The organism is Paenibacillus sedimenti, from assembly GCF_014534655.1.
Lineage (GTDB): Bacteria > Bacillota > Bacilli > Paenibacillales > NBRC-103111 > Paenibacillus_E > Paenibacillus_E sedimenti.
The window spans coordinates 30,986-56,314 of record NZ_JACVVD010000002.1 but is presented as its reverse complement, the minus strand read 5'-3'; the positions used below and the strand labels follow the sequence as shown (position 1 = coordinate 56,314).

General features: G+C 50.7%; 24 protein-coding genes, 1 pseudogene and 1 riboswitch. Of the genes and pseudogenes, 4 read left to right on the top strand and 21 right to left on the bottom strand.

Annotation, left to right across the window (positions count from 1 at the left end; translation table 11 throughout):
• Positions 1-19: 19 nt before the first annotated feature.
• The 3 genes from ICC18_RS04955 to ICC18_RS04945 all read right to left on the bottom strand — a co-directional run bounded on the left by ICC18_RS04955 (position 20) and on the right by ICC18_RS04945 (position 3,700).
• Positions 20-940: a carbohydrate ABC transporter permease gene (locus ICC18_RS04955; RefSeq protein ID WP_188173283.1), complete on the bottom strand. Its 921-nt coding sequence runs from the start codon at positions 938-940 to the stop codon at positions 20-22.
• 18 nt (positions 941-958) lie between these two features.
• Positions 959-1,918 (bottom strand): ABC transporter permease, encoded by a 960-nt coding sequence (locus tag ICC18_RS04950; protein ID WP_188173282.1) that lies wholly within the window; start codon positions 1,916-1,918, stop codon positions 959-961.
• A 90-nt stretch (positions 1,919-2,008) separates the two neighbouring features.
• Entirely contained in the window at positions 2,009-3,700 is a 1,692-nt protein-coding gene (locus tag ICC18_RS04945) for a type 2 periplasmic-binding domain-containing protein (protein ID WP_188173281.1), read from the bottom strand.
• Positions 3,701-4,095: 395 nt separating this feature from the next.
• Here ICC18_RS04945 and ICC18_RS04940 point away from each other — a divergent pair, with 395 nt between their 5' ends.
• Complete coding sequence (locus ICC18_RS04940; protein WP_223192346.1) at positions 4,096-5,730, top strand: GMC oxidoreductase; 1,635 nt, start codon at positions 4,096-4,098, stop codon at positions 5,728-5,730.
• A gap of 301 nt (positions 5,731-6,031) precedes the next feature.
• On the opposite strand, the gene ICC18_RS04935 is transcribed toward ICC18_RS04940, so the two are convergent.
• From ICC18_RS04935 to ICC18_RS04890, 10 genes and pseudogenes are all read right to left on the bottom strand, one after another.
• Positions 6,032-6,406, bottom strand: a complete 375-nt coding sequence (locus ICC18_RS04935) for a winged helix-turn-helix transcriptional regulator (protein WP_188173280.1) — start codon at positions 6,404-6,406, stop codon at positions 6,032-6,034.
• A gap of 498 nt (positions 6,407-6,904) precedes the next feature.
• Positions 6,905-8,020, bottom strand: a complete 1,116-nt coding sequence (locus tag ICC18_RS04930; protein WP_188173279.1) for an aminopeptidase — start codon at positions 8,018-8,020, stop codon at positions 6,905-6,907.
• A gap of 2 nt (positions 8,021-8,022) precedes the next feature.
• Entirely contained in the window at positions 8,023-8,628 is a 606-nt protein-coding gene (locus ICC18_RS04925) for an ArsR/SmtB family transcription factor (RefSeq protein ID WP_188173278.1), read from the bottom strand.
• Positions 8,629-8,914: 286 nt separating this feature from the next.
• Positions 8,915-10,705 (bottom strand): phosphomethylpyrimidine synthase ThiC, encoded by a 1,791-nt coding sequence (thiC, locus tag ICC18_RS04920; protein ID WP_188173277.1) that lies wholly within the window; start codon positions 10,703-10,705, stop codon positions 8,915-8,917.
• Positions 10,705-11,367, bottom strand: a complete 663-nt coding sequence (gene thiE / locus ICC18_RS04915; protein ID WP_188173276.1) for a thiamine phosphate synthase — start codon at positions 11,365-11,367, stop codon at positions 10,705-10,707. The genes thiC and thiE overlap by 1 nt, the downstream gene beginning before the upstream one ends.
• Positions 11,368-11,498: 131 nt before the next feature.
• Positions 11,499-12,287 (bottom strand): annotated as a pseudogene (gene thiD, locus ICC18_RS04910) (bifunctional hydroxymethylpyrimidine kinase/phosphomethylpyrimidine kinase); the annotation flags it as partial.
• A gap of 234 nt (positions 12,288-12,521) precedes the next feature.
• Positions 12,522-13,289, bottom strand: coding sequence for a thiazole synthase (locus tag ICC18_RS04905; protein ID WP_188173274.1), 768 nt, complete (start codon positions 13,287-13,289; stop codon positions 12,522-12,524).
• 3 nt (positions 13,290-13,292) lie between these two features.
• Positions 13,293-13,496: a sulfur carrier protein ThiS gene (thiS, locus tag ICC18_RS04900; RefSeq protein ID WP_188173273.1), complete on the bottom strand. Its 204-nt coding sequence runs from the start codon at positions 13,494-13,496 to the stop codon at positions 13,293-13,295.
• Entirely contained in the window at positions 13,480-14,640 is a 1,161-nt protein-coding gene (thiO, locus tag ICC18_RS04895) for a glycine oxidase ThiO (protein WP_188173272.1), read from the bottom strand. Before thiO ends, thiS begins: the two co-directional genes overlap by 17 nt.
• A 47-nt stretch (positions 14,641-14,687) precedes the next feature.
• A complete protein-coding gene (locus ICC18_RS04890; protein WP_188173271.1) occupies positions 14,688-15,302 on the bottom strand; it encodes a thiamine phosphate synthase in 615 nt (204 codons plus the stop codon).
• A 130-nt stretch (positions 15,303-15,432) separates the two neighbouring features.
• Positions 15,433-15,531: riboswitch (TPP riboswitch) on the bottom strand.
• A gap of 265 nt (positions 15,532-15,796) precedes the next feature.
• Between ICC18_RS04890 and ICC18_RS04885 the strand changes: the two genes are divergently transcribed.
• Positions 15,797-16,768 (top strand): bile acid:sodium symporter family protein, encoded by a 972-nt coding sequence (locus ICC18_RS04885; protein ID WP_188173270.1) that lies wholly within the window; start codon positions 15,797-15,799, stop codon positions 16,766-16,768.
• A 73-nt stretch (positions 16,769-16,841) separates the two neighbouring features.
• Here the strand turns inward: ICC18_RS04885 and ICC18_RS04880 are convergent, their stop codons facing one another.
• Positions 16,842-17,714, bottom strand: coding sequence for an SDR family oxidoreductase (locus ICC18_RS04880; protein ID WP_188173269.1), 873 nt, complete (start codon positions 17,712-17,714; stop codon positions 16,842-16,844).
• A gap of 47 nt (positions 17,715-17,761) precedes the next feature.
• On the bottom strand, positions 17,762-18,967 hold the full coding sequence (locus ICC18_RS04875; RefSeq protein ID WP_188173268.1) for a stalk domain-containing protein: 1,206 nt from the start codon (positions 18,965-18,967) through the stop codon (positions 17,762-17,764).
• A gap of 232 nt (positions 18,968-19,199) precedes the next feature.
• Between ICC18_RS04875 and ICC18_RS04870 the strand changes: the two genes are divergently transcribed.
• Positions 19,200-19,532: a winged helix-turn-helix transcriptional regulator gene (locus ICC18_RS04870; protein WP_188173939.1), complete on the top strand. Its 333-nt coding sequence runs from the start codon at positions 19,200-19,202 to the stop codon at positions 19,530-19,532.
• Positions 19,533-19,612: 80 nt separating this feature from the next.
• On the opposite strand, the gene ICC18_RS04865 is transcribed toward ICC18_RS04870, so the two are convergent.
• The 3 genes from ICC18_RS04865 to ICC18_RS04855 form a co-directional block, all read right to left on the bottom strand.
• Positions 19,613-20,278: a pectate lyase gene (locus ICC18_RS04865; RefSeq protein ID WP_188173267.1), complete on the bottom strand. Its 666-nt coding sequence runs from the start codon at positions 20,276-20,278 to the stop codon at positions 19,613-19,615.
• Positions 20,279-20,577: 299 nt separating this feature from the next.
• Positions 20,578-21,123, bottom strand: coding sequence for a YbjN domain-containing protein (locus tag ICC18_RS04860; RefSeq protein WP_188173266.1), 546 nt, complete (start codon positions 21,121-21,123; stop codon positions 20,578-20,580).
• A gap of 58 nt (positions 21,124-21,181) precedes the next feature.
• Positions 21,182-22,264 (bottom strand): nitric oxide synthase oxygenase, encoded by a 1,083-nt coding sequence (locus ICC18_RS04855; RefSeq protein WP_188173265.1) that lies wholly within the window; start codon positions 22,262-22,264, stop codon positions 21,182-21,184.
• A gap of 100 nt (positions 22,265-22,364) precedes the next feature.
• On the opposite strand from ICC18_RS04855, the gene ICC18_RS04850 reads away from it, so the two are divergent.
• Positions 22,365-23,270: an SDR family oxidoreductase gene (locus ICC18_RS04850; RefSeq protein ID WP_188173264.1), complete on the top strand. Its 906-nt coding sequence runs from the start codon at positions 22,365-22,367 to the stop codon at positions 23,268-23,270.
• A 6-nt stretch (positions 23,271-23,276) separates the two neighbouring features.
• On the opposite strand, the gene ICC18_RS04845 is transcribed toward ICC18_RS04850, so the two are convergent.
• From ICC18_RS04845 to ICC18_RS04835, 3 genes are read right to left on the bottom strand one after another with little or no spacing between them, the layout of a single operon-like run.
• Positions 23,277-24,254, bottom strand: coding sequence for a quinone oxidoreductase family protein (locus tag ICC18_RS04845; protein ID WP_188173263.1), 978 nt, complete (start codon positions 24,252-24,254; stop codon positions 23,277-23,279).
• Between the two features lie 15 nt (positions 24,255-24,269).
• On the bottom strand, positions 24,270-24,611 hold the full coding sequence (locus ICC18_RS04840) for a hypothetical protein (protein WP_188173262.1): 342 nt from the start codon (positions 24,609-24,611) through the stop codon (positions 24,270-24,272).
• Positions 24,612-24,627: 16 nt separating this feature from the next.
• Positions 24,628-25,326 carry a pirin family protein gene (locus ICC18_RS04835; protein ID WP_188173261.1) on the bottom strand — a complete coding sequence of 233 codons (699 nt, stop codon included), beginning with the start codon at positions 25,324-25,326 and terminating at the stop codon, positions 24,628-24,630.
• Between the last annotated feature and the right edge of the window lie 3 nt (positions 25,327-25,329).

Genomic DNA, 25,329 nt, shown 5'->3' with positions numbered 1-25,329 from the left:
TACTTTTACCGCCGCATCCTTATTCTTTTACGCCGCCCAGCGTCAAGCCCTTCACAAAATACTTTTGCAGAAACGGATACACGACAAGAATCGGCACTGTTGCAAGCATCGTTATCGCAGCGCGTATCGAAGTTGGCGTGACGATGTTAGAGCTCATATTTTTGCTGTTCACGAATGCGGATGTGGCCGATCCCCCAATGCTGAGATTGGCGGACTGCAGCTTTTTCATCAGTTCATACTGCAGCGTGGACAGATTGATTTTCGAAGAGTTGTATAAAAAGGTATCGAACCAGCTGTTCCACTGCCCGACGGCAACGAACAGAGCGACTGTCGCGATCGCCGGCATGCTGAGCGGCAAGATGATCCGGATAAACACCGTAAAATCGTTCGCACCGTCCATTTTGGCCGATTCCACCAGGCTTTCCGGCAAGCCTTCAATGGAGGAACGGATGACAATCAGGTTAAATGCGCCGACAAGCCCGGGAATGATGTACACCCAGAACGAATTCGTCAGATGAACGTTTTTGATCAGCATGTAGACCGGAATCAATCCGCCGCTAAAATACATCGTAAACACAAAAATCATCGAGATCGGCTTCCGCAGCACAAAATCCTTGCGGCTGATCGTATACGCCAGCATCGCCGTACAAAACACGCTGGTCACGGTGCCAATCACCGTACGCAGTACAGATATCAGAAAAGCGTGATATATCGTATGATCTTTAAAAATCGTCTGATAGTTATACCAGGTCGGTTTGCGAGGCCATAAAAACGTGCTGCCCAGCGTCGTATCCGTCGCTTGATTGAGCGAAACCGCCGCCGTATTGATGAATGGATATAGCGTAACGATCATCAGGCAGAGAAGCAGCACCGCATTAATGGAATCGAAGACCGTATCGCCGATGCCATTCTTTTTTAATCTCATCTTCACAAGTCCCATAACAGCCGCCCCCTGCTTCTAATAAAGTCTTTCTTGTCCCAGCCGCTTGGCCGCTTGATTCGCCAGCATCAGCAGCACAATACTGATGACGGATTTAAAAATTCCCGCAGCGGTCGCAAAGGAATAGCGCGATAAATTAATTCCGTATTTCAAGACGAAAATATCGATCGTTTCCGCGAAGTCGGTCACCATGCTGTTCTGAAGCAAGTACTGCTGCTCAAAACCGGCGTCAAGAATATGCCCGATGCTCATGATGAGCAGAATCATAATTATAGGACGGATGCCCGGGAGCGTGATACTCCACATTTTGCGGAATCTTCCCGCACCGTCCATACTGGCCGCTTCATAAAGCGCAGGATCGATCATCGACATCGCGGCCAAATAAATAATGGCGCTCCAACCGACTTCCTTCCATACGTTAGAAGCCCCAATGACCCACCAGAACGCGTGCGGATTGGACAGCAGCAGAATCGGCTCTTGAATCAGATGCAGCTTAAGCAATACACGATTCACCACGCCATCCAAGGAGAGCATCGTCATGATCAGATTCGCAGCAACGACCCATGAGATAAAATGCGGCAAATAGCTGATCGTCTGGACGAGACGTTTGAAAAACATCCGCCTCACTTCGTTCAGCATTAAAGCAAGAGCGATCGAACTGACGAAACCGAACACAAGGTTGATCAAGCTCATCGCCAGCGTATTACGCATAATGCGGATAAACGCATCGTCCTGGAACAGCTCTTTGAAATGGTCCAGACCTACCCATTCATTATGCATAATGCTGCTGCCCAACTTATAATTCTGGAAAGCCATCAGCCAGCCCCAAATCGGAACATAGTTAAACACGATGACGTAGATGACAAAAGGTACCGACATGAGCAGCAGCAGTTTCTGATGCTTCAGCCGTCTGAAGGCCGACCCGCTATTCGATCTGCGCTTGGGCTCTGCGGCAGCCTTTTCAGTGACAAGATCCATGTTCCTCAATCCTCCTTGGCTTACGAACAATGAAACGGTGCAGGGGCTACCCGAGCGGCATGGCCCTGCACCGTTATGTTTAGTGTATGGCTACTTCCATTTCTCCTGACGCTCTTTCACCTTTGTAGTGAGCTCATCCATCCAGCCTGCCACATCCAACTTATTGACTGCTCCGACGTAATCGTTCCAGCTCTTGTCGAAGTCAGCTTTGGACTTGGCTACGACCATTTGCGGCGGGTATTTTTTATTAATGTCGTTAAGCTTTTGGTCGAAAACCTTCGCTTTATCCGAAAGCTCAATACTCCAGATCGGGAAGTACTTCCGCTTCAGGTTCGGCGGATTAAACAAATCCTCATACGTCATAGCACCGTACGACTTCAAAATCGCTTTATCTGTTTCGGTGTAACCGGCTGCGATTTCCTCAGGCTGAAAGCCCGGATCGTAGTTGTTGCCGTCAGGTAAGGTGCCTGCAGAACCCGGCCAGAAGTACAGGACTTCACCGCTCCAGTTTTTGGAATTTTCCTTCACTTTAAAGAAATCACGTTGTTCTTGCGTGCGGTAGAAACGGCCTTTGTCGTCCACTTTGTAGTCTTGGTCCTTCACGCCCCAATTTTTCAGTATCTGCATTTCGTCGCTAGCCATAAAATCTGCGAATTGAATCGCGCGAACAGGATCTTTACATGTAACGGAAATACCGAAGCCGAAACCGTAATTCATCATGGGCGTATCCAGGTAGTCGCCTTTAATGCTTTCGTCAAACGTCAATTGCAGCGGAGCGTACATTTGATCGAGCTTGCCCTGCTGCTTCAGCGCGGCTGTAGCGTCTTGGAACTGCCAGGATTGGTCGAACATGCCAAGTACGCGGCCGCTGGACAGCTTCGCCAGGTATTGGTCATAGTTCATGACGAATGCCTCTTTATCGATCATGCCTTCGTTATACATGTCGTTCAGTTTGGAATAGTACTTCTTCGTTATGTTCTCGTCCGTCTGGTAGAACGTCAATTGATTCGTCTCCGGATTGACCATAGCCCGGGAATCGTTCGGTCCTCCAGCCAGGAACTGCATAGCCGTTGTTAGCGTAAAGTTGCGCCAGTCGTAAGTCAAAATCTCAAAAGGAATCGTATCCGCACCATCAATCTTCGGATGCTTTTTCGCATAATCCCGAAGCAGCGCCGTATACTGGTCGAATGTAGTAATTTTCGGATAACCGGCTTCCTTCAGCACCTGCTTCTGTACCCAGAACGCCGCATTTACCCATTTATTCGGCTTGCCGGTCGGGGCCGCGTAAGGCAGCGCGTAGATATGTCCGTCCGCCGCTTTGATGCGATCCCAATAAGGACCGTAAATCTTCTTAAGGTTCGGCGCATGCTTCTCGATCAAATCCTCGAGCGGGATCAGCGCTTTCGCATCGACCAGCTTAAACATTTTATCCCCGCCATATATGAGGTCCGGGTAATCGCCGCCGGCGATCATAACCCCGAGCTTCTGCTCGATTTCGCCGACAAGACGCTCATATTTGATGGTGACGCCTGTCTTTTCCGTGATGATATCGCCCAACTTGGTATGCTCAGGCACGTTATCTCCGGGCGCATTCAGAAAGTAAGTGAAGGTTACCGGATCTTTTTTCGTCGCAGGTTGCCCGGTGGCTTTGGTGTCCGTCGATTTCGGCTGATCGGTTTGCGTTGCCGCAGGCGCTGTATCTGTACCGCAAGCACTGAGCGCGAGCATGGCGATCGATAAAGAAACAGCCGTTAACGTTGTAAGCGCTTTTCTTTTTTTCAATTCAATACCTCCCTTTGATTGTTGCCTCTTCAGTATAAGGGGGAAAGAAAGCAGCCAAAACCGGACAATGCTAAGAGTCGTACCGGAGAGATCTAAGGTGTTTGGGGGAACTAAGTAGTCCCCCCTACGCATCAAGTTAATAAGGCAACTGGACGTAACACGGTTTTCTATCGGTATCGATGAGATTTTTGCCCATTTTTCTCCATCATTTGTAGGATCTGAAGAAGAACCTGGCGGAATGTCCATAGAAAGTTCTATAAGGTTGCATGCCAGATGATAGGAACAGTCCCGCCGCTTTAACATGATAAGTAAGTATTGTCGGACTTATTCCGTGTATCCCTTACATAAACTAAATTTGGCGTAGCCTTCAGATGTAAAGGAGTGAAAAAGGAGTCATGGCATTGAAAATATGGGTTGCTCGAAACAACGATACACTTCGAATCATCGCGGCTCAAAAGCGTGTATCGATTGATGATCTCATAACACTTAATCCATCCATCGAAAGCCCAGATCAGAACATTGCCGAAAAAACGGTGAATCTTCCTTTCTTCATCGATTCGGACATAGGGCCAGTTGCGATTCCTCCGACTTGTCACACACCACCGGAATATATCGAAAATTGGATTCCTTTGACTTCATTGGAAACGATGGCGGAAAACGAATACGATGTTCTGATTGTTGGTACAGGTGCCGGAGGAGGAACCATGCTCTGGAGACTGTGCGAACAGTGGCGGAACAATGGTAAGCGGATTGGCATTATTGAAAGAGGAGACATTGTAATGCCAACGCATGGCCGCAACCTTCCAATGATGAATCGTACACGTCTTGAGCAATATTACCGGTACATAGCAAAACCATTGCAAGGATCCTATCCGGAGTTTATAGGGGCAAGAGAGGTTATTTGTCTTGGGGGAAGGACCGTATTCTGGGATGTAGTTGCTTCTCGCTTGATTTTGTCTCTGCTTCCGGGTTGGCCGGTCCCGATTCGTGAAATGGAAACCTATTATGACATTGCCGAGCGGGTCATGAATGTCACCGACGAATATGCCAGAGGGTCAACGTTAACGGAGATATTGCTGGATCGTCTGCAGCAAGGCGGTTTTCCCGAATCGAGATATATGCCGATAGCCGCCGATATTCATCCGACAAAGTTCGGGGAAGTTCATGCGGATGTTTTTTTTAGTTCTTTTTCTCTCCTTGCTAAAGCTTTATTTCTTAGACCTTTCGATTTGGCTATAAACGCCCGTGCCGTTCAAGTGCTGTTCGATCAGGGGAAAGCAACCGGCGTTAAGGTTATGTCTCCGGATATGCGTTCTTATATTCTTAAAGCAAAAACGATCGTATTGTCGGCGAGTACGTATGAAACTCCGCGGTTGCTGCTTCATTCTGGCATCCAGGGAGGAGCGGTCGGCCATTATATGACAAATCAAGTTTTTATGCTTGCTCCCGGAAAAGTAAACCGGAGAGATTTCACGGATATTCCGGGAACTCTCGGGGTTTTAATTACTGCGACTCCGGATAAGCCGTATCAGATCCGTCTGATGGGACCGAGCGGTTTTGATTGGTATCCATCATCTCAAGAAAAACCATTCTTGGAGGATCTGGAGATTCTTCTCCAATGTTTTGGCAAGATTGATCCTCGGTATGAAAACAGGGTCGTACTAAACCCTGACAGAAAAGATGAATACGGAGTACCGGAAATTGAAGTGCACTTTTCATTTAGTGAAGCGGAACAAGCCGAAATTCTTAAGATGGTAGAGTCTGTAAAGCGGATTTCTTCCGTTGCCGATATCACCTTGGGTGAAATCTGCCTTGTACCTACCGGAGATTTGCATCACACTTCGGGTACGTGCCGTATGGGTGACGATCCTTCGACCTCAGTCACGGACAGGTACGGTCAAGTTCACGGCATCTCCGGACTTTATGTGGCCGACAACAGCGTTTTGCCATTCATTGGGTCCGGAAATCCAACGTTGACTACAGTTGCGCTTGCGATTCGAACGGCAGATCGTATCGTCACCCTGGCATGAATCATTCATGCTGGCGCCCCTTCAAAGGGGTTAATTACCATGCGTATTTGTACTTGACCTTTCCAAGTGGAAGGGAATCAACTTCTCCGCGGTACCACGTTAAAAGAGCCCAAACAGGAAAAAAGCGTCCTAGCATATTTCGTGAGCATTTATTTCGTTTTGGGGGTGAAGGTATTTCTTAACTTGATGGGTATGGGTGAGCCCCCGCTTATCCATAGAAAATGTGCTTTGCATATTTTCCTATATAAAAAAACGGCAGTCCATATACGATAACATATCGTTTGGACCGCCGCTATTTGATTTAGGAAGATACGGTGGCTTCCACAGATGCCTGCGGTTGAGCGCCCCACTTTTGGACCCATTTTTCCATTTCTTTCAAAGCCGCCTGGAAATCGCTGCCCTTCTCTGTCAACGAGTACTCTACGGTAACCGGCACAGTAGGAAAGACTTCACGGCGTACCAGCCCGTTGTGCTCCAAGTGGCGGAGCGTATCCGTTAGCGACTGTGTCTTTATGACAGCGGCATTCCGCTGAAGCTGTCTAAAGCGCTGTGGACCTTTCAGCAGCTCTTCAAGGACCAGAAAAGACCATTTAGCTCCGAGGATTTGCAGCACTTCGCAGATGTTGGATTTCCCGGTTTCCGCGTAATTGTTAGAACCTGATAGCTCTTCCTTCATGCTCTTGCCCCCTAACAAAACGTTAGTTAGTCAAAATATCATGCCAATAATTGAAAATTTACTTACTTACAATGGTATGCTGACCGCTCTATATTGTCAATGAAGCGTTTGTCTCCGAAACCTTCGCGCCAAGAAGGATATACGGGTTCCCAGCCATGACTTAGGCATCGGACACCCGGGACCGCGCGCGTATCTCGATCGTTCTATTGGAATTTGTGCAGTGGATTTTAGTGATACTGGACGAAAACAAGCAAAACATTGGATTCTATCCAATGTTTTGCTTGAAATAGGGAGCGGTAAGGACAGATCGATCCATTTGATTGGATTATTTCCAATCAAAGCTCTATTTTCTTCTGGATCTACTTCTTTTCATTGGACGAAATCCAATGCAGCATGTGAAAACCTCCAGCTCAGGTTTTATCCCCGCAAAGCCGAAAAGGCAATCCCTGTCGGCCTGTTACAGGCCATTGGGATTACCTTTGATTTTTACAAGAAGCACTATTTCAAATTCTCAGGATTGAGCTGCAGAAGCTCAGGCAGGACGAAGAGACCGTCTTTACGAATCAGCACATCGTCGAACCAAATTTCGCCGCCGCCGTACTCTGGGCGCTGGATATTGACGATATCCCAGTGCAGCGAAGATTTGTTGCCGTTGTACGCATCGTCATAGCAGTTGCCCGGCGTAAAATGGAAGCTGCCGTCGATCTTCTCGTCGAACAGCGTATCCTTCATCGGGTGCTGAATGAACGGATTCACGCCAATCGCGAATTCACCCACGTAACGTGCGCCTTCATCCATATCGAAGACTTCGTTAATGCGTGCCGTATCGTTCGCAGTCGCATTCACGATTTTACCGTTTTCGAATTCAAGAACGATATTCTCGTAGATAAAGCCGTCATGCGGAGTCGGCGTATTGAAGCTGATGACGCCGTTAACGGAATCACGCACTGGCGCCGTATACACTTCGCCGTCCGGGATGTTCATTTCACCGCCGCATTTGATGCTGCCGATGCCTTTGATCGAGAACGTCAAGTCGGTGCCCGGACCGACCAGGCGCACTTTATCCGTACGGTCCATCAGCGCTTTGAGCGAATCCATCGCTTTGGACATTTTGCCGTAATCCATCGTACATACATTGAAGTAGAAATCTTCGAACGCCTCCGTGCTCATGCTGGCGAGCTGCGCCATGGAAGGCGTCGGATAACGAAGAACAACCCATCTCGTATCCTTAATCCGGACATCAAAATGAACCTGTTGATAATAAATGGAATTATAGAGCTTCATGCGGTCCGCAGGGATATCGGACATCTCATAGCTGTTGAGGCCGCCGCGCACGCCTATGTAGCCTTGCATTTGTTTCATTTGAAAAGCGTCAAAATCCGCCCAGGTTTGCATCTGCGCTTCAGTACTGTCCATAATGAGCTGGCGCATCACCGCATGGTCGCGCAGGTTGACAAAAGGATGGGCGCCGGCTTCGTGAACTTTTTTCACAAGCTCTTTCACCAAAGCGTTATCGATGCCATAGGCTTCGATCAAAATATTTTCGCCCGGCCGCGCTTGAACGGAATAGTTAACAAGCACATCAGCCAGCTTCGTTAGTCTTGGGTCCAGCATGTTTATCTCTCCTCTTCTTCATCAACGGGGTCAAAAGACGGCTCGTTCGTCCGGAAGCCGACCGTCGTCAAATAATACCAGTCCCCATGCTCTTCCTGCTGCGCATCAAGCTCATAGATCAGATCGCGGAACTTTCTGAGCCATGCCGCATATTTTTCCTTGCTCATCTTGACCTCGACCTGCGTCATAATGATCGGCCATTGCGTACGGTCTGGAGACGGAATCTGGAATGCCTCTTCGGGTGCGGTGATCGCTCTGCGTCTGGCATTGGCAAGTACGCTTAACGTTCTTTCACGGTAATAGTTTTCCACCTCGGAGACGTAAGGAAGCAGCTTTTCACCAGGTATGAAACCACGGGCGATAGCTCGGTAAAATTTTTGCACGATACCGTTTTTAAGCTCCGTACGAACGACTGAAATGAAGCCGTGCTTTTCCAATTCATTCAAATGATAATGCACCTTTGCCCGCGCCATACCTAATAGTTTAGCCAACTGCTGTCCAGTATACGCTTTCTCTATTAAATATTGCAGGACTTTGGCGCGAAGCGGATCGCTCACGGTTTTCAATTGCTCAAGATCTTCAATGATATAAATCGGCAACAGCTTCATCTTGGACCCGACCTCCCTCTAATTGCCCATAGATCCGCATCACGCCGCGGCTATCGGTCTGCTCTTGCTCTCTCAAAAAGAGATTAATTAGACAACGGTCAAATCTTTTTAACCGTATCATAATGCGAAATGGAACACATGTCAATTGCGCATTTTATATGAAAAATTCGATTAATCACATTCTCCATTCAACGCGTTAAAGGATTAAACGAAAGACAGCTTTTCTCTATGGTAGCAAAAAGGGGCGTTTCTGTCACCATTTTCGACAGAATCGCCCCCGGATAAATCAACTATAGATTTTGCTTCCGGCTTCGCGGAATTCCTTTGCCTTCTCTTCCATACCGCTGTTCAGCGCCGCTTCCTCCTCCAGCCCCTGCGCATGCGCGTACTGCCTGATGTCCTGCGTAATGCGCATGGAACAGAACTTCGGCCCGCACATCGAGCAAAAATGCGCCGTCTTCGCCCCTTCGGCCGGCAGCGTCTCATCGTGGTACTCGATCGCGCGTTCCGGATCGAGCGAGAGATTGAACTGGTCGCGCCAGCGGAACTCGAAGCGCGCCTTCGAAAGCGCGTTATCGCGAATCTGCGCACCCGGATGGCCTTTGGCCAGATCGGCGGCGTGCGCCGCGATCTTGTACGTGACGACGCCTTCGCGGACGTCGTTTTTGTTCGGGAGGCCGAGATGCTCCTTCGGCGTCACGTAGCACAGCATCGCCGTTCCGAACCATCCGATCATCGCCGCTCCGATGGCGGAGGTGATGTGGTCGTAACCCGGCGCAATGTCCGTCGTCAGCGGACCCAGCGTGTAGAACGGAGCCTCTTTGCAGACATCAAGCTGACGGTCCATGTTTTCCTTGATCATGTGCATCGGCACATGACCCGGTCCTTCAACCATCACTTGGACGTCATGACGCCAAGCGATCTCTGTTAATTCGCCGAGCGTTTCGAGTTCGGCGAACTGGGCTTCGTCGTTCGCATCGGCGATCGAGCCGGGGCGCAGGCCGTCGCCAAGGGAAAAGGCGACATCGTAAGCTTTCATGATTTCGCAGATTTCTTCGAAATGCGTATAAAGGAAGTTCTCTTTATGGTGCGCCAGGCACCACGCCGCCATGATCGAACCGCCACGGGAGACGATGCCCGTCACCCGCTTCGCCGTCATCGGGATGTAGCGCAGCAGCACCCCTGCGTGGATCGTGAAGTAGCTTACCCCTTGCTCAGCCTGCTCGATGAGCGTGTCGCGATACACTTCCCAAGTGAGATCCTCGGCTTTGCCGTTCACTTTTTCCAGCGCTTGGTAGAGCGGCACGGTGCCGACAGGAACCGGCGAGTTGCGGATGATCCATTCGCGCGTGGTATGTATGTTTTTGCCGGTCGAGAGGTCCATGATCGTATCGGCGCCCCAGCGGGTCGCCCACGTCATTTTCTCGACTTCCTCTTCTATGGAAGAAGCGACTGCAGAGTTTCCGATGTTCGCATTGATTTTCACGAGGAAGTTGCGTCCGATAATCATCGGCTCGCTTTCGGGATGATTAATATTAGAAGGGATAATGGCACGGCCTCTGGCGACCTCGTCACGAACGAATTCCGGCTTTACACTTTCGCGAATGGCGATGTACTCCATCTCCGGCGTGATGATGCCCTGGCGGGCGTAGTGCATTTGGGTCACGTTATGACCAGGTTTGGCCCGAAGCGGTCTACGATGGAGGCCTGGGAACACTTCTGCGGCACCTTTGGCATCGGGTGAAGAAAGTCCATTGTCTTCCGGCTTCACTTGGCGACCAACGTACGATTCGACATCTCCGCGCTCCTCGATCCATGGCAAGCGATTGGCCGGCAGGCCTCGCCGGATATCGGTTTGCTGCTCGACATCCGTATACTGTCCGCTAGTATCATAGACCCTTACCGGTTCATTCGCTTCTTCTTGGCCGAACATATTTGTCGTCGGACTTAATGCGATTTCCCTCATCGGTACTTGAATATCGGGTCTGGAGCCCTGTACATATACTTTGCGGCTGCCGGGAAATGTTGAAATTTTAACGTCATTAACCTGTTTGTTAACCTGCGAATTCGTTGTCATTATGAATTCCTCCCAATGGATTTGATGGTGTTTAGCAGCTCGGCGGCTGCTTGTTTGGGTGAGCGCGCCTGCGAGATCGCGCTCACTACGGCGACGCCGTCCGCGCCTGCGCGGATGACGGCGGGGGCGTTCGCGGCATCGATGCCTCCGATGCCGACGAGCGGCAAGCGGATGCCGCCTGCGCGCATCCGCGCGATGACTGCGGGCCCCTGGACCTCACGCGCATCAAGCTTCGTGCGCGTGGCGTATTGGGGCCCGACGCCCAAGTAGTCGGCGCCTGCGGCCAGCGCCGACTCCGCCTCGAGCAGATCGTGGGCCGATACGCCCACGATCATGCCCGGAAGCCGCCTGCGCATGGCGGCGGCCGGGGCATCCTCTTGGCCGATGTGGATGCCATCGGCCTCAAGCTCTAGAGCGAGCCGTTCATCGTCGTTCACGATGAACGGCACTCCCCGCTGCGCGCACAAGCGGCGCAGCCGGGCGCCCAGCTCGAGCCGCGCCTGCCCCTGCAGGGCGCCGGCGCCTTTCTCGCGGAACTGAAACATCGTGATGCCGCCCTCGATGGCGGCCTCGAGCACCGCATACGGGTCAGCCCCGGCACAGTTCGAGCTGCCCATGACCAGATACAAGCGCAGCGCTTGCCGCAACTGCTCGCTATTCATAGATCACCTCGCGTCTGGACGTGGATGTTACCAAAGAGCGTGTCGATTTCAAATTCCCGCCTCACAACATACTCTTGCTCCCTATCTCCGCCACCGTTTAATCGTTCGTCCCGCTCCCTCAGCCGATGCCCATACGCCCAATGATTCGTCGGCCCATGCCCGCCGCCGATATGAAGCGGCTCCGCAATCGCCGCATGGATAAAGCGCTTCGCTAGTTGGACCGCATCCCCAATCGACAGTCCCTGCGCGAGGCCCGAGGTGATAACAGCAGCGAAGGTGCATCCTGTTCCGTGGGTATGCCTGGTCACCAAGCGCCGCGATGTGAATTCGATGAACGTCTCGCCGTCGTAAAGCAAGTCTTTTGCGTGATCGATATCCGCCTCATCGTGACCCCCTTTGATCATCACATGCTTGCAACCATATTGATGGATGCGCTTCGCCGCCTGTTGACGCGAGGCGGTGTCTGTGATTCGCATTCCGCTTAGCGCTTCCGCTTCGGGTATGTTAGGCGTCACGACGGTCGCAAGCGGAAGCAGGACGCCAACCATCGTATCGATAGCCTCCTGCTGCAGCAGGGAGGCTCCTCCTTTGGCGATCATCACCGGATCGACGACAACGCGCTCCCATGCGAATTTGGTAATGGAGGCGGCAACCATCCGGATGATTTCACCGCTGAACAGCATGCCTGTTTTTAGCGCATCCGGTGTCAGGTCCTCACCGATCGACGCTAATTGGCGCTCGATCGCTTCCGTACTCATCGGGTAAACGCCCTGTACACCGAGCGTATTCTGGGCAGTCACTGCCGTTATCGCCGACATGCCGTAAACGCCCAGCTCCTGGAACGTCTTCAAATCCGCTTGAATGCCCGCCCCGCCTCCGCTGTCGGAGCCGGCGATCGTTAATGCTTTGGGAATAGGCATATTTCCTCCTTCTTAGACTTCCTGAGTCTCTTCGGCGCCGTCCGTCTCAATGAACTGGAAATCCTCCCTCTAATTTCGCTCCCGCCAAGCAAGGTGAACAATTAGATGGAAATCCTCCAGCTAAATTGACGCCTGACGGTGATTTCAGAGAAAATCGTTGAAAATAGCTGGAGCTTTTCCCGTTAATTGCGCGTGGTGGGGCGGTGGGAGCAGCGGTTAGGTGCCCACCTGCCTTCACAACCGGCTCAATCCCTCAACCGGGCTGCTAGCCGAAGCGTACCGCTTCTTAGGAATACGCCCCGCCTCGAAGCCGGCGCGTCCCGCTTCGATGGCAAGCTTCATCGCGAGCGCCATTTTCACCGGATCCTTCGCCCCAGAAACCGCTGTGTTCAACAGCACGCCGTCGGCCCCCATCTCCATCGCCAAAGCTGCGTCCGAGGGAGCCCCGATGCCTGCATCTACGATCACGGGCACAGTCGCTTGCTCAATGATGAAGCTCAAATTCAACGGATTGATAATGCCTTGACCCGTACCGATCGGCGATGCGCCCGGCATGATGGCGTGTACGCCCAGCTCCTGCAGCCGTTTGGCCAGCAGCACGTCGTCCGACGTGTACGGAAGCACGATGAAGCCTTCTTTCAAAAGCATTTCCGACGCCTTCAGCGTCTCGATCGGATCGGGCAACAGCGTCTTATCATCTCCGATGACTTCGACTTTGATCATGTCGCAAAGTCCGGACGCTTTCGCCAGCTTTGCAATGCGCACAGCCTCTTCCGCTGTCTTCGCCCCCGCCGTATTCGGCAGCAGCGTAAACTTCGACACGTCCAGCATGGACAAAAAATTCGGCTGGCTCGCCTCAAAAATATTCATTCTTCGCACGGCGAAAGTCAGAATCTGCGATTCACTGACATCTACGGCTTGCTTTTGAATCTCAAAATTCGGGAACTTCCCCGTACCGAGCAAAAGACGTGAGCCAAACTCGTAAGAACCGATTTTTAACATACCTTAGCCCCCTCCTACAAAATGAACGATTTCGATTTTATTTCCTTCGGATAACGCTGCTTGCGCGTGATCTTCTTTTTGCAGAATCGTCTGATTGAGTTCGACGACCAGCATTTTCCCGGCCAGCTCAAAATGCTCCAGCAGCTCCGTCACGGTCATGACGGTATCCGGTACTTCAACGATTTGACCGTTAATGTGCAGCCTCAATGATGTGCAGCTCCTTTCTGCTCGGTTCAAAGATTAACTCCAACTGAGAAACCGCCCCTTGCTCTCCGGCTCCTCCCAATACCAGTTCCGCCATTACCTTACCGGTGATCGGACTGAGCAAGATTCCATTGCGATAATGCCCGCAAGCTGCATACAACCCCTCGACCGCCGGCACCTTGCCGATGTACGGCAGACCGTCCGGTGTCTGCGGACGCAGGCCCGACCAGGCTTTCTCCCATTCCGCCTCGCCGATGGCGGGCATGAGCTGCTTCGCCCGATCCAACAGCTCGGCCAATCCGGCCAGCGACACCTTACGATCGTAGCTGCCGGGCACTACTGTCGCCCCGACCAGCAGTCTGCCTCCTGCTTTGGGCACGATGTAGCACCCTGGGGTAAACAGGGTCTTGCGCAGCACAGGCTTCGGCGTCAGGACGGAGAAGCATTCGCCCTTCACGGGGTACACCGGCAGCTTCACGCCGATACCGGCCAGTAGCTGGCCGCTCCAAGCACCCGAAGCGACGATCACGCAATCGCTGTATAACGGACCATCGCTTGTCATTACGCCGATGGCCCTGCCTTGCTCTGTGAGCAGCCCCTGCACTTGGGCGAATTCCTGCACATTCGCCCCAAGCTGACGGGCTGCCTGCACGAACGCCTGCGCCAGAAGCGGCGCTTCTACCTGCCCGTCGTCCGGCAGGTAGAGTGCTCCGCGCACGGCCTGGCTCAAGGCCGGCTCTAGCCGAGCGGCTGCGGCTGCGCTCAGCCAGTCGGCCTGCTCGCCCGCTGCGCGCTGGAGCTTCTCGCGAGCGCGCAGCTCCGCTTCTTGAACGTCGCTGAACGCGACGTTCAAAAGCCCTTCACGGACGAGGCCGATGTCGATGCCCGTGATCGCCTTCAGTTCCTCGGCCAGCTGCGGGAACATGGCCCTGCTGCGCCGGGCCCACTGGAACAGCGGCCCCGTATCCTCCATCTCGGACTGCGCGCCGAGCATGCCGGCTGCGGCTGCAGAGGCTTCTGCGCAGGCTTTGCCTCGTTCCAAGACCGTGACCGCCTGGCCACGTCTCGCCAGGTGGTATGCGATGGAGCAGCCAATGACGCCGCCGCCTACAATGACGACCTCATGCGAACGCCCGCCAGGTCTCATAAGACTCCCTTGATTCCCTCGATTTAAATTCATTTGATCCACCTACCTCACCGCCATCCTTTCAGCTCATCCGCATAAGCTCTCACCGCTAGCAGAGGATCCTGCGCTTCCCATATGCCGCTCATGACAGCCACGCCAGACGCTCCTGCCTCCAGCACTGACCTTACTCGTTTCGTTGTTATCCCTCCGATGGCGATGACAGGAATTGCCGCCTTAGCTGTCACTTCCCGCAGCTGCTCCAGCCCCCTAGGAGGTAAACCATGCTTTGAACCAGTAGCAAACACATGCCCGAACATCAGGTAGTCCGCCCCTTCCTGTTCCCGCACCAGCGCTTCCTCAGCGCTGTGAACCGAGACCCCTGCCCGCATATCGCCCTGCAAAAACTCTTCAACGTCCGTAAGCGGCGGGCTGCTGCCCGGCAGATGCGTTCCTCCCACCTTGGCCGCTGTTGCTATGCCAGGGTGTCCGTTTATATAAATGCTCCCGGGTGAAACACCCGCTTCCAGCAATATTTTCAATCCTTGCCGAATCTCTTCCGCGCGCATTGTTTTCTCCCGAATATGTATGGCAGTGACGTAAAGTTGAATCTTACTGGAGATCGCCGCCATCGCCTTCCAGTTCTGCTTGCCGTTTGAGATCACATGCAGCTCATAACCCGCCATACTCTGCCACCCTCTCTTTGCACAGCGCTTGTATTTGAACGCAAAAAAACCACTTTTCCGAAGAAAAGTGGTTGTAGGTCCGCCCATACTAAGCATGATGAATATGCTTCATATGCGTAGATGTCCTGACAATTTCGAAATTCCACTTTCCTCCGCTGGTATGACCCAGTTCAGGTTCAAAGGGTTCAGATCACTCTGTCTCAGCCTTTCGGCGCCCCTAGGGATTCATTTCCATTCAATTGTTAATCATCATAGCACGATTATGTTTCGGTGAAAATAGGGAATTTAATCGGTCATCTGTAGAGATGAGGAAGACACCGCCAAATAAACCTATGAACAGCAAGCAAATTAAGGCTATAATAACATTATGCTGAAAACTTGAATAACGCTCTTGGCCGACGGGCCGAAACAGATATTAGAGTCACCTTTTTTTTTGACTTTGCACACGTTAACATAGGAGATCAAATGAATTTCAGGGAAGGAAGTCCTTCGATATGCTGCCGCAACTTAACAAAAAAATGGAAAAAATCATGCCCCTCATTACGCCTGTCAGCGTGCTTATCGGTGTTTTGCTGGGCAGTCATTTATCTGGATATACGTACTTATCGCCCTGGCTCTTCGCCTTTATGACCTTCTCGGGAAGCATCAGCTCCAGCTTCAAAGAATTCGTGCAGGTCGTCGTTCAGCCGCTCCCTTTGATCACGACTTTGTTCATTCTGCATGTCATGATGCCGCTTCTGGCCATGGGGCTCGGGCATGTCGTTTATAGCGACGATTCATTTACAATGACCGGCCTGATTTTGGCTGCTGCTATCCCCACGGGCATTAGCAGCTTCGTCTGGGTCGCCATTTATCGCGGACACATTGCATTGACACTATCAATCATCTTGGTGGATACGGTTCTTTCGCCATTCGTTGTCCCGTATACGATGTCCGTACTAGTCGGTGCCAAAGTACAAATGGACACGCTGGCTATGATGAAAGGCTTGTTCTTCATGATCGTGCTGCCCTCCCTGATCGGCATGCTGCTCAATCAATGGACGCGCGGCAAAATCAAGGAGCAATGGAGTGGACGTTTAGGACCTTTTTCGAAAATCGCGATGGGCATAGTTGTCGCCATTAACGGCTCCGTGATCGCCCCTTTTTTGCGCGACATCAACGGCAAGCTGCTCGGTCTAGCCTTTTTCGTGCTTATCTTGGCCTCACTTGGCTACATCCTTGGCTGGCTCATCGCCAAGCTGATGCGCTGGCGGGATGACATCGTCATTGCTTTGACGTTTAACGGAGGCATGCGCAACATCAGTGCCGGCGCCGTTCTGGCAATCGCCTACTTCCCTGCTCCCGTTGCCATTCCTGTCGTGCTGGGCATGCTGTTTCAGCAATCTCTCGCCTCACTGTTCGGCTATATGCTGAACAGGCGCTACGCTTTGAGAGAAGCATCCGGCTTGGGTGCCGGGAAGGCGTAAGTCGGGGCGCTCAAAAAAATAGGGCTGCCCCTAGCAGGTATTACCTGCTTTAGGGGCAGCCCTTTGAAATTTATTAACCTTGCAAAGCTTGCTTAACAATCTCATTAAGAGGAGTCAGCGTTCCGATGAGATTTTTCAGATCATCCGATGTTTTTGATGTCTCGCCTTGGGAAATTTCTTGATAAATACCTGCAAACAGGGCTGCCACAGGCTCAGGAAGTCCTGCTTGAAGAAGAATTCCCTTTTGCTCGTCGAACGAAACGGACTGATAGACGACCTGCTTGCCGGATACCTCCGAGATCACTCGCGCAAGTTCCCCGAAGCTCCACGTTTCACTGGCAACCAGGTTATAGGACTTGTTCTCATGTCCGTCCTGTGTAAGAACTACGGCGCCGGCCAAAGCAAGATCGCTGCGTGACGCCGTATTGACTCTTCCGTCTCCCGCGTTTGTGATAAGCGCCCCAAACTGCACGGCTGCCCCTACCGACTGAGGATTAACAAACACATCCGTATACAGGGAGTTGCGCAGGAACGTATAAGGAATATTTACGTTCCGAATAAGATTTTCCGTAGACACATGCGTCGGAGCAAGAACCAATTTGGACTCTTCTCCAAAGGCAAAGCCGTAATATAAAATATGTCCAACCTTGGCTGATTTGGCTGCTTGGACTACATTCGTATGTTGAGCCATACGAAGCGTTTCGTCGTGAGCGTCCGGGCTCGGGATAAAGAGCAGCTTGGCAGCTCCGGCAAACGCTTTTTCGAGCGATGCCTGGTCATTATAATCTCCTTGACGCAATTCAACTCCGAGTTCGGCAAGCGCCGAAGCTTTTTCCACATTGCGAACAACCGCAACGATTTGATTCGCGGGCACTTTTTTACCCAAAAGATTTTGAATAACAAGACCTCCAAGTTGACCTGTTGCACCTGTGATTACAATAGACATGATAAATTCCTTCCCTTCGCTTTATATATGGATTTGTCAGGCATGATTTAAAACTTTCCGTTTGCATTTTTCCACTGATCCTTCGGCGGGATCGTCTCTATGATATCCCAATGCTCGGCGATCTTTCCGTTCTCCACCCGGAAAAGGTCGTAAACTGCAGTTGAAGTACCGTTTGAACTTGCTTCCCCAACAACCAGAACAAAATTGCCCTCTCCGATGACTTTGTGAATCTTATCGTAACTGAACTTAACATCCGACTTAGCCAATTCTTGAAATGCCTTCATCACGGACGAAACGCCGTCAGCTATCATAGGGTTATGCTGGATATAGTTATCTCCGTCAAAGTAGGTGGCAAATGCTGCGGGATTCTTGCCTAAGAAAACATCCTCGGCAAATTTTTCGACAAGCGCCTTATTCGCTTCTGTTTTATCCGTTTCCGAAATCTCTGTCGTTCCGTCAACTAACGTATGACCGCTAGGATTAGGTACGCCTATATCTTGAAGGTTGTCCCAATGCTCGACGATCTTTCCGTTTTCAAATCTGAAAATATCGAACACCGCTTTTTTGGAACCGAAAAGGTTAACCTCAGCATGAGCGGCAACGTAATCGCCGTCTTCGATTACTCTTTTGATGTCATACGTCACGCCTGCACCTTTTAATTGTTTGATTGCTCCGATCACCGTTTCTCTTCCGCTTGGAAAGGCAAGATTATGCTGAATGTATTTGTCTGGGCTGATCCATTGCTCCATGGCTGCCGGATCTCCGGTTTCAAAGCTTTTCAAAACCGCGGTCGCCTTTTCCTTATTGCTGGTTGCAATGAGTACTGATTGGGTTGAAGCGTCCCATGTTACCTGCTTGCCCGTGATTTGCTTGATAAACTCCGCAGGAACATACGTTTTTCCGCTTTCAGATAAAATTGGAGCCGCCGGCAGTTGGACCGCTTTATCGCCTACAGTTGCTTCCTGACTGCCCAGACGGATATAAATTTTCTTTTTGTCTTTAGTGAGGGTGACGCTTTGTTCATCTGCATTCCAGACAATATGTTCGTTATCATCTTGAAAACCCAGTTTCGTTACAATGGCTCTTAACGGCAGCAGAACCTGATTATTTTGCAAAATTGGAGTATCTGCATAGATATCCTTTTGCCCGTCGATCACAATGTTGATTCCCGTCGCTGCATCGGATGCGAATGCGGGAATTGAAGAAGTTACAAGAAATCCGGCTAACATGCTGGAAGCAATACGTTTTTTCATAGAATCCCTCCTCGAAGTATCATGTAATCAAATCGATTACAAGATTATTAAAAAAAAAGCTTACTTACTCCGCGCCACCCTATGCGCTGCGGTTGTTAATTTGCTACAATAGTAGAATAATTGATACTCAAAAAATGCACAAGTACTGTTATTTTTAATAGATACTATCAAAAACCATAGTATTGGAGGAATATTCGTGGCGAAGTACGGCGATAATTTTTTAAAATGTCCCATGTTTACTGCACAAAGTTTAATCGGGGGAAAATGGAAGGTGATTATTTTATGGCTGCTGCATGACAGCGCAAGGCGATTCAGCGAGATTCATAGAGCGATACCTGACGTGACCCAGTCCATGCTTACCAATACGCTAAGGGATCTCGAAAGCGATGGATTAATCCATCGCGAGATTTACCGTCAGGTTCCGCCGAAAGTGGAATATTCGCTCACTCCCATCGGTCAAAAACTGATTCCCGTCTTGCAGATGCTCGGAGATTGGGGGATCGATTATATGGAGCATATAGGAAGAACCGATATGGTTCTTCCTGAAGCCGATGCGCAGCATTAAAGCTTGAGCCGGCACGCTCGTCGATCGAACAAACGAACCTGTTGGGTTAAACTCAACAGGTTCGTTTGAATGATTTTATATTAATATTGCGTATTACCGGATGCGCTGGTTTTGCCAGGCGCGAAGCCTTTGAACAACGTCGGAACATTGGAGTATCTGGTGTTTGTTATTTTGCCTTGACTGATGCTGCTGTCCGTTCTGAAGATGGAATCTTTCACATTAGAAATATCGGAGCTATCCAAAGTCATATTTACTTGATAAGTCGTACCGCCGCTTTGGCGTACCAATTTTCCGATATCGTTAGCTTTAAAGTTCTTAATATTAATCGTGCCGGCCGCGTTGATTTGGAACACTTTGTCGTATGCCTTATATGCGCCGCCGCCCGTAATGTTAACGGTTCCAGAAGATTTGAGAGTCAATGCATCCTCTCCCACGTCTTGCCAAGTTACGTTCGAAATCGTGCAGTTACCGTAGCAGTGTACGCCATCAGCGGCAGGAGCGCCGAGTATAACGTTTTTCAATGTCGCACCGGCCTCCAATCTGAAAACCGGTTTTTGCCCTTCAGCTTGACTGCCGTCGCCCAATGTGCTTGCATTCGCTACAAAAGTTTGGCCTTTACCGTCGTATTCCGTACCAGCCGGCACTACGATGGTAGTGCTTACAGTAGTTGCCGCTTGTGCAGGAAGAGAAGCGAATACGGATAAAACTAATGCCAAGGATAAAACGTAACCTGCTCGTTTTTTCATCAAAATGATCATCCTTTTCAATAAATTTTGTTGCGTTTGCAAACAACCGAATTATTCAACCTCCTCCGAAAATGAATATGACCATTGCTGCAGACTCTTTGCTAGCAGGATTCTAAGCGCATCAGCAGCGCTCTGATTTATTCTAAAATATGGAATTAATAACAACAATAATCATTTCATCACATTCGTTTGCGATGAAACAAAAAGTGAATAATAATCATTTTTTCCAAAATAATCCTTATCTCAGGTGACAAAAAATCCCGATCATCTTTCCGCTGAAATCGGGATTTTTTCACACTTTATCTGATTGATTGCAGCACTTCACCCGCATCCGCTTCCCCGCTGGCAACAAGCTCAACAGGTTCAGCGAACATATCGCACATGTAGACGAAGAGGCTGAGAATATCCAGTATTTCTTCACTGTCGAACAAATTCGCAGCTGACACACTGTATACGTAGCGGTAATGCAATTCATTTTGTTCGTTGATGCCGAAGTGACCGATAGGCAGCCTTGTGTTGATCTCAAGCAGCACGGCTGCCGCTGCATCACGCCGCTCCTCTTTCAAATGGAAAGGCAGTGTGCTGTAAATTTGCAGCAGGTGGATTGCTGCTGTTTCTTCTTCATCCAGGGGCAGGAAGCTGAAATGCAAAAACCGGTCCCGCCCTTTTTTATCCTCTTGAAATCCGGCCATAAGCACATGAAGCGGAATCGCCTCAGATTTCTCCAGCAGATTCGTCGGCAAGCCCGTCTCATCCAAAATATCCTTCAACAGCTTAAGCTGCTCCATATGACGCTTGTGTACATGATCTTGCAACATATGACCGTTCCCTACTTTCTTTTGCATTTATAAGTCCACTATATCGAAGGCTAGGGGAATTAAACGGCATGCCCCCATTCATATCTCAGGAATCGTGGTAAAAAAAATTCGGCGTCTTCACTTCATTCTGATAAGTATTGTGAAAAATATGCGTCGTCGCGGGAGAAAGCGGCGGGATTAACCAGGACCAATCGCCCGTCACGGCGCGACCGCTCTTGTGTTCCCTCTCCTCAAATCGCATAAATTGCTGGGCCGCAGTATGATGATCCACAATCGTCACTCCCTGCTTTTGATAGGAGTGCAGCACCGCAACATTCAGCTCCACAAGTGCTTTATCCTTCCAAAGCGATGCTGCTCTCCGGGTGTCCAGACCCATGATGGAAGCAACGCGCGGCAGCATGTCGTATCGCGCTGTATCCGCAAAGTTCCTCGCTCCAATCTCCGTCCCCATGTACCACCCGTTAAAAGGAGCCGCCGGGTAATCGATACCGCCGATTTCGAGACGCATGCCCGACACGATCGGTACTGCGTACCACTTCAGGTGCAAATCTTCAAAAGCCGTCATGTCCGGATGTGAAATATCAACTTCCATGACCAAATGCTCCGGGATTTCGAATAATCGCGGCACCCGATCCCTTAGCTGCACGACAAGCGGCAGCACATCAAAATGAGTGCCCGCTCCTCTCCAGCCAAGCGATTGGCAAAGCTTCGTCACCTGGAGTGACGCAGGGTCGCCAATCCTGCCATTTTCCGTCTCATAGCCTGCATAGCGAATGAGTTGATCGTTCCAAATGCGAACTCCAAGCCCAGGCTCATGAGCAGGCGGGAAAATCGTAACGACGGGACGAATTTTTCCGCCATTCGTAGCTGTTTCAATATGTTGAAATAGCGCCTCCGCTATCTGCTCTTCGGTTTCAATATGCCTCGCATCGTGAATCTTCAGCGTTTCCCAAAATAATCTTCCGATGCAGCGGTTGCTGTTGCGCCACGCCATTTTCGCGCCATGCTGGAGCTCCTGGACGGTGTGTTCATAATATCCTTTATCGCGTATATGCCGGTTAATTTCATCAAGGCGGGTCTCTATTTCACCCCTACCCTTGCCTAACTCTCTATAGCACTCCTCGATGAAGGATACCGCTTCCTCAAGTAGTCGATCCGGATCTTTCATATGTGTACTCCAATCGATGTAATCGTTGGCTCCTGCGAACCAACTGGGCTCACGCTGAATACAGTTATAATGACCATAAATTTCCATTCGGAGGCGGCAAATGGATAACTATCCTATGTACCCCTATTTCGGCAAGCAATTGAAGTGCCAGGAAGAACCCCTCTCCTTTCCTCCCCAACAGCAACCACAGCAACCTGGCTTGGAATATCTGATGACACCAAGACCTATCTTTGAGAATCCCGGCTATATAGGAAGCCGAAAGTTGCAAGACCGTGTCGCCATCGTTACCGGGGGGGACAGCGGCATAGGTCGCGCTGTCTCAGTAGCCTTTGCCAAAGAAGGCGCGGATGTGGTGATCGCTTATCTAAATGAGCACCGGGATGCGGACGAAACCCGGGCCAGAATCGAGCAGCTAGGTCGCCGCTGCCTGGCTCTGCCTATGGACCTTCGCTCTAAAGCCGCCAACCTTGCTGTTGTTGAACAAACCTTGCAGCAGTTCGGGAGGTTGGACATTGTCGTTAACAATATTTCGATCCAGTTCCCGCAATCGAGTATTCTCGATATCTCGGAGGAACAGCTGGAGCAAACCTTTCGGACGAATATTTTCTCTATATTCTTTATGGTACAGGCGGCTCTGCCTTATTTGAAGGATGGCAGCTCGATCATCAACACCGCTTCCATTCTGGCATACCAAGGTCAAAAGTTTTTGATAGACTATTCGTCAACCAAGGGAGCCGTCGTTACATTCACTCGTTCCATAGCCCAATCCCTTACCGAACAAGGAATCCGGGTTAACGCCGTGGCCCCCGGTCCAATCTGGACACCATTGGTTGCTTCTACATTCCCCGTAGAGTTTCTTATCACATTAGGCATAGATACGCCGATGAAGCGTGCAGGCCAGCCCTTCGAGGTTGCTCCGACCTTCGTTTACCTAGCGAGTGATGATTCCCGGTATGTTACGGGACAGACTCTGCACGTCAACGGCGGATACTTAATGTCATCATAGATACCTTTATGATTGGACATTTAACAGCACTTTGCCTGTGCTTCGCCTGCTTTCCACCCATTCATGCGCCCGAGCTGCATCTTTCAGTTCGAACTGCTTGCCAATGTTCATTTGCAACCGGCCATCACTGATGTAGTTCAGCACGCGCTCCGCGGTGTTCTGCAAGAGGTGCGGACGCTGCGCACGCGTCGTACCGAAACTGAATCCAAGTACCGAGCGGCAGCTGGCGTGCAAATCCTGCGTCTTGAAATGGCCCGCTTCGCCGCTGGAATTGCCAAAATGAACCAGTCGGCCGTATGGAGCCAGGCACAGCAGGCTTCTTTCAGAAATCGCCCCTGCGATGGAATCAAGAATGACATTGGCTCCCGCGCCATGGGTCAATTGATTGACTTTTGCAGCAAAATCCTCCTGATCCAGACAAATGACATGATCGGCACCTGCTTTAAGCGCAGCGGCAGCTTTATTCGCATTGCCTACGGTACCGATGACACTGCCCGCGCCTAATAGTTTCGCCAGTTGGATCGCCGTCGTACCGATGCCGCCAGCAGAAGCATGAATCAGTACGGTCTCGCCGGGTTCGAGCCTGGCAACATCGGCCAGCAGTTTATAAGAAGTAAAAGACACCACAGGGCAAGCCGCGGCTGTATCGAAATCGATGCTTTCCGGCAGCGCGAAGGTCAGATTGGCATCAGCCACGACGTATTCCGCATAAGTCCCCTTGCTCGGGAAAGCGATGACCCGCTGCCCCACGCTCAGATGCCCGACTTCAGCGCCAACTTTTTCAATGACGCCTGCGGCATCGAGCCCTGGAATAAAAGGGAGCGAGGCTCCCTTTTTCCCATATCTGGATTTAATATCGGCAAAATTGACGCTTGTCTTCTCGACACGGATCAACACCTGGCCCGATTGGACCTGCGGGATCTCGATATCCCGATAGGCCATGAATTCCGGCCCGCCGAACGCCGTAACTAGAATCGCCTTCATCAGCTCACGACTCCCCTATAGTTGGCTAACTTGATCGCTAAATTGGTCCGGTATATATTCGATTCGGGACTGTGCTACAATGACCAAATGACTGCTTGCTTCATCGTAATAAACAGGCCCTTCATTAACATAGAACCATACTTTTCGCGTAGGTTCATTCTCAAACACCTGAAAAACGAAGACATTCAGCTCATCTTTCCATTTCAACAACTCATCAATAATTTCACTTTTCGCCGTTTGAACCTTGAAAACCCAGTTGTCTCCGTCCTGCTTAAACGCATAAGGGAGCGGCTGCTTTGCCGTATCAATAAAGGATCGGCCCCCGACGGCATGTTTGACCAGAAATGTTTCTTTCATCTCCAAGCCCCTTTCCTCATGGCAGATCGATTAACATAAAGTGAGCGTTCTCTATGGCTGCAAAAGAGACATTCGCCTCTGCTTCCATCCGGACCGTATCCTTCGCACCAAGAACGGTATTATTTACCGACAATTTGCCGCTAATCACAAAAAGGAATATTCGACGGTTCTCGCCCTGACGGAACGTCAGCTCATTTCCAGCTTCCAAACGGCTCAAGTAAATGCTCATATCCTGATGAATTTTGGCTGCATGCTCAGATCCTTCCGGTGTCACGACAGGCAGCAGCGCATTATGCATCGCTTCAGGAATATAGGTTACATTTTCAAAAGACGGCTCTAATCCCCGCTTGGCCGGCATGAACCACAACTGCAGCAGACTTAACGGTTCCGTGTCAGAAGCATTGTACTCCCCGTGTACAACTCCTGTGCCTGCAGTCATTCGCTGTACGCCGTCGGCCGCCGTAATGGCAACATGGCCAAGACTGTCTTCATGCTTGATTTGCCCGCTGAGCACGATGCTAACGATTTCCATATCGCTATGCGGATGCGGCCCAAACCCTCGACCTGCCGTAATGTCATCATCATTACATACACGCATAACCCCGAAACTCGTATTCTCAGGATCAAAATAATCGCCAAACGAAAAGCTCCGGCGGCTTGTCAGCCATCCCAGATCCATCGTACTGCGCGTTTCAGCCGGAAATACTTGTATCACTCA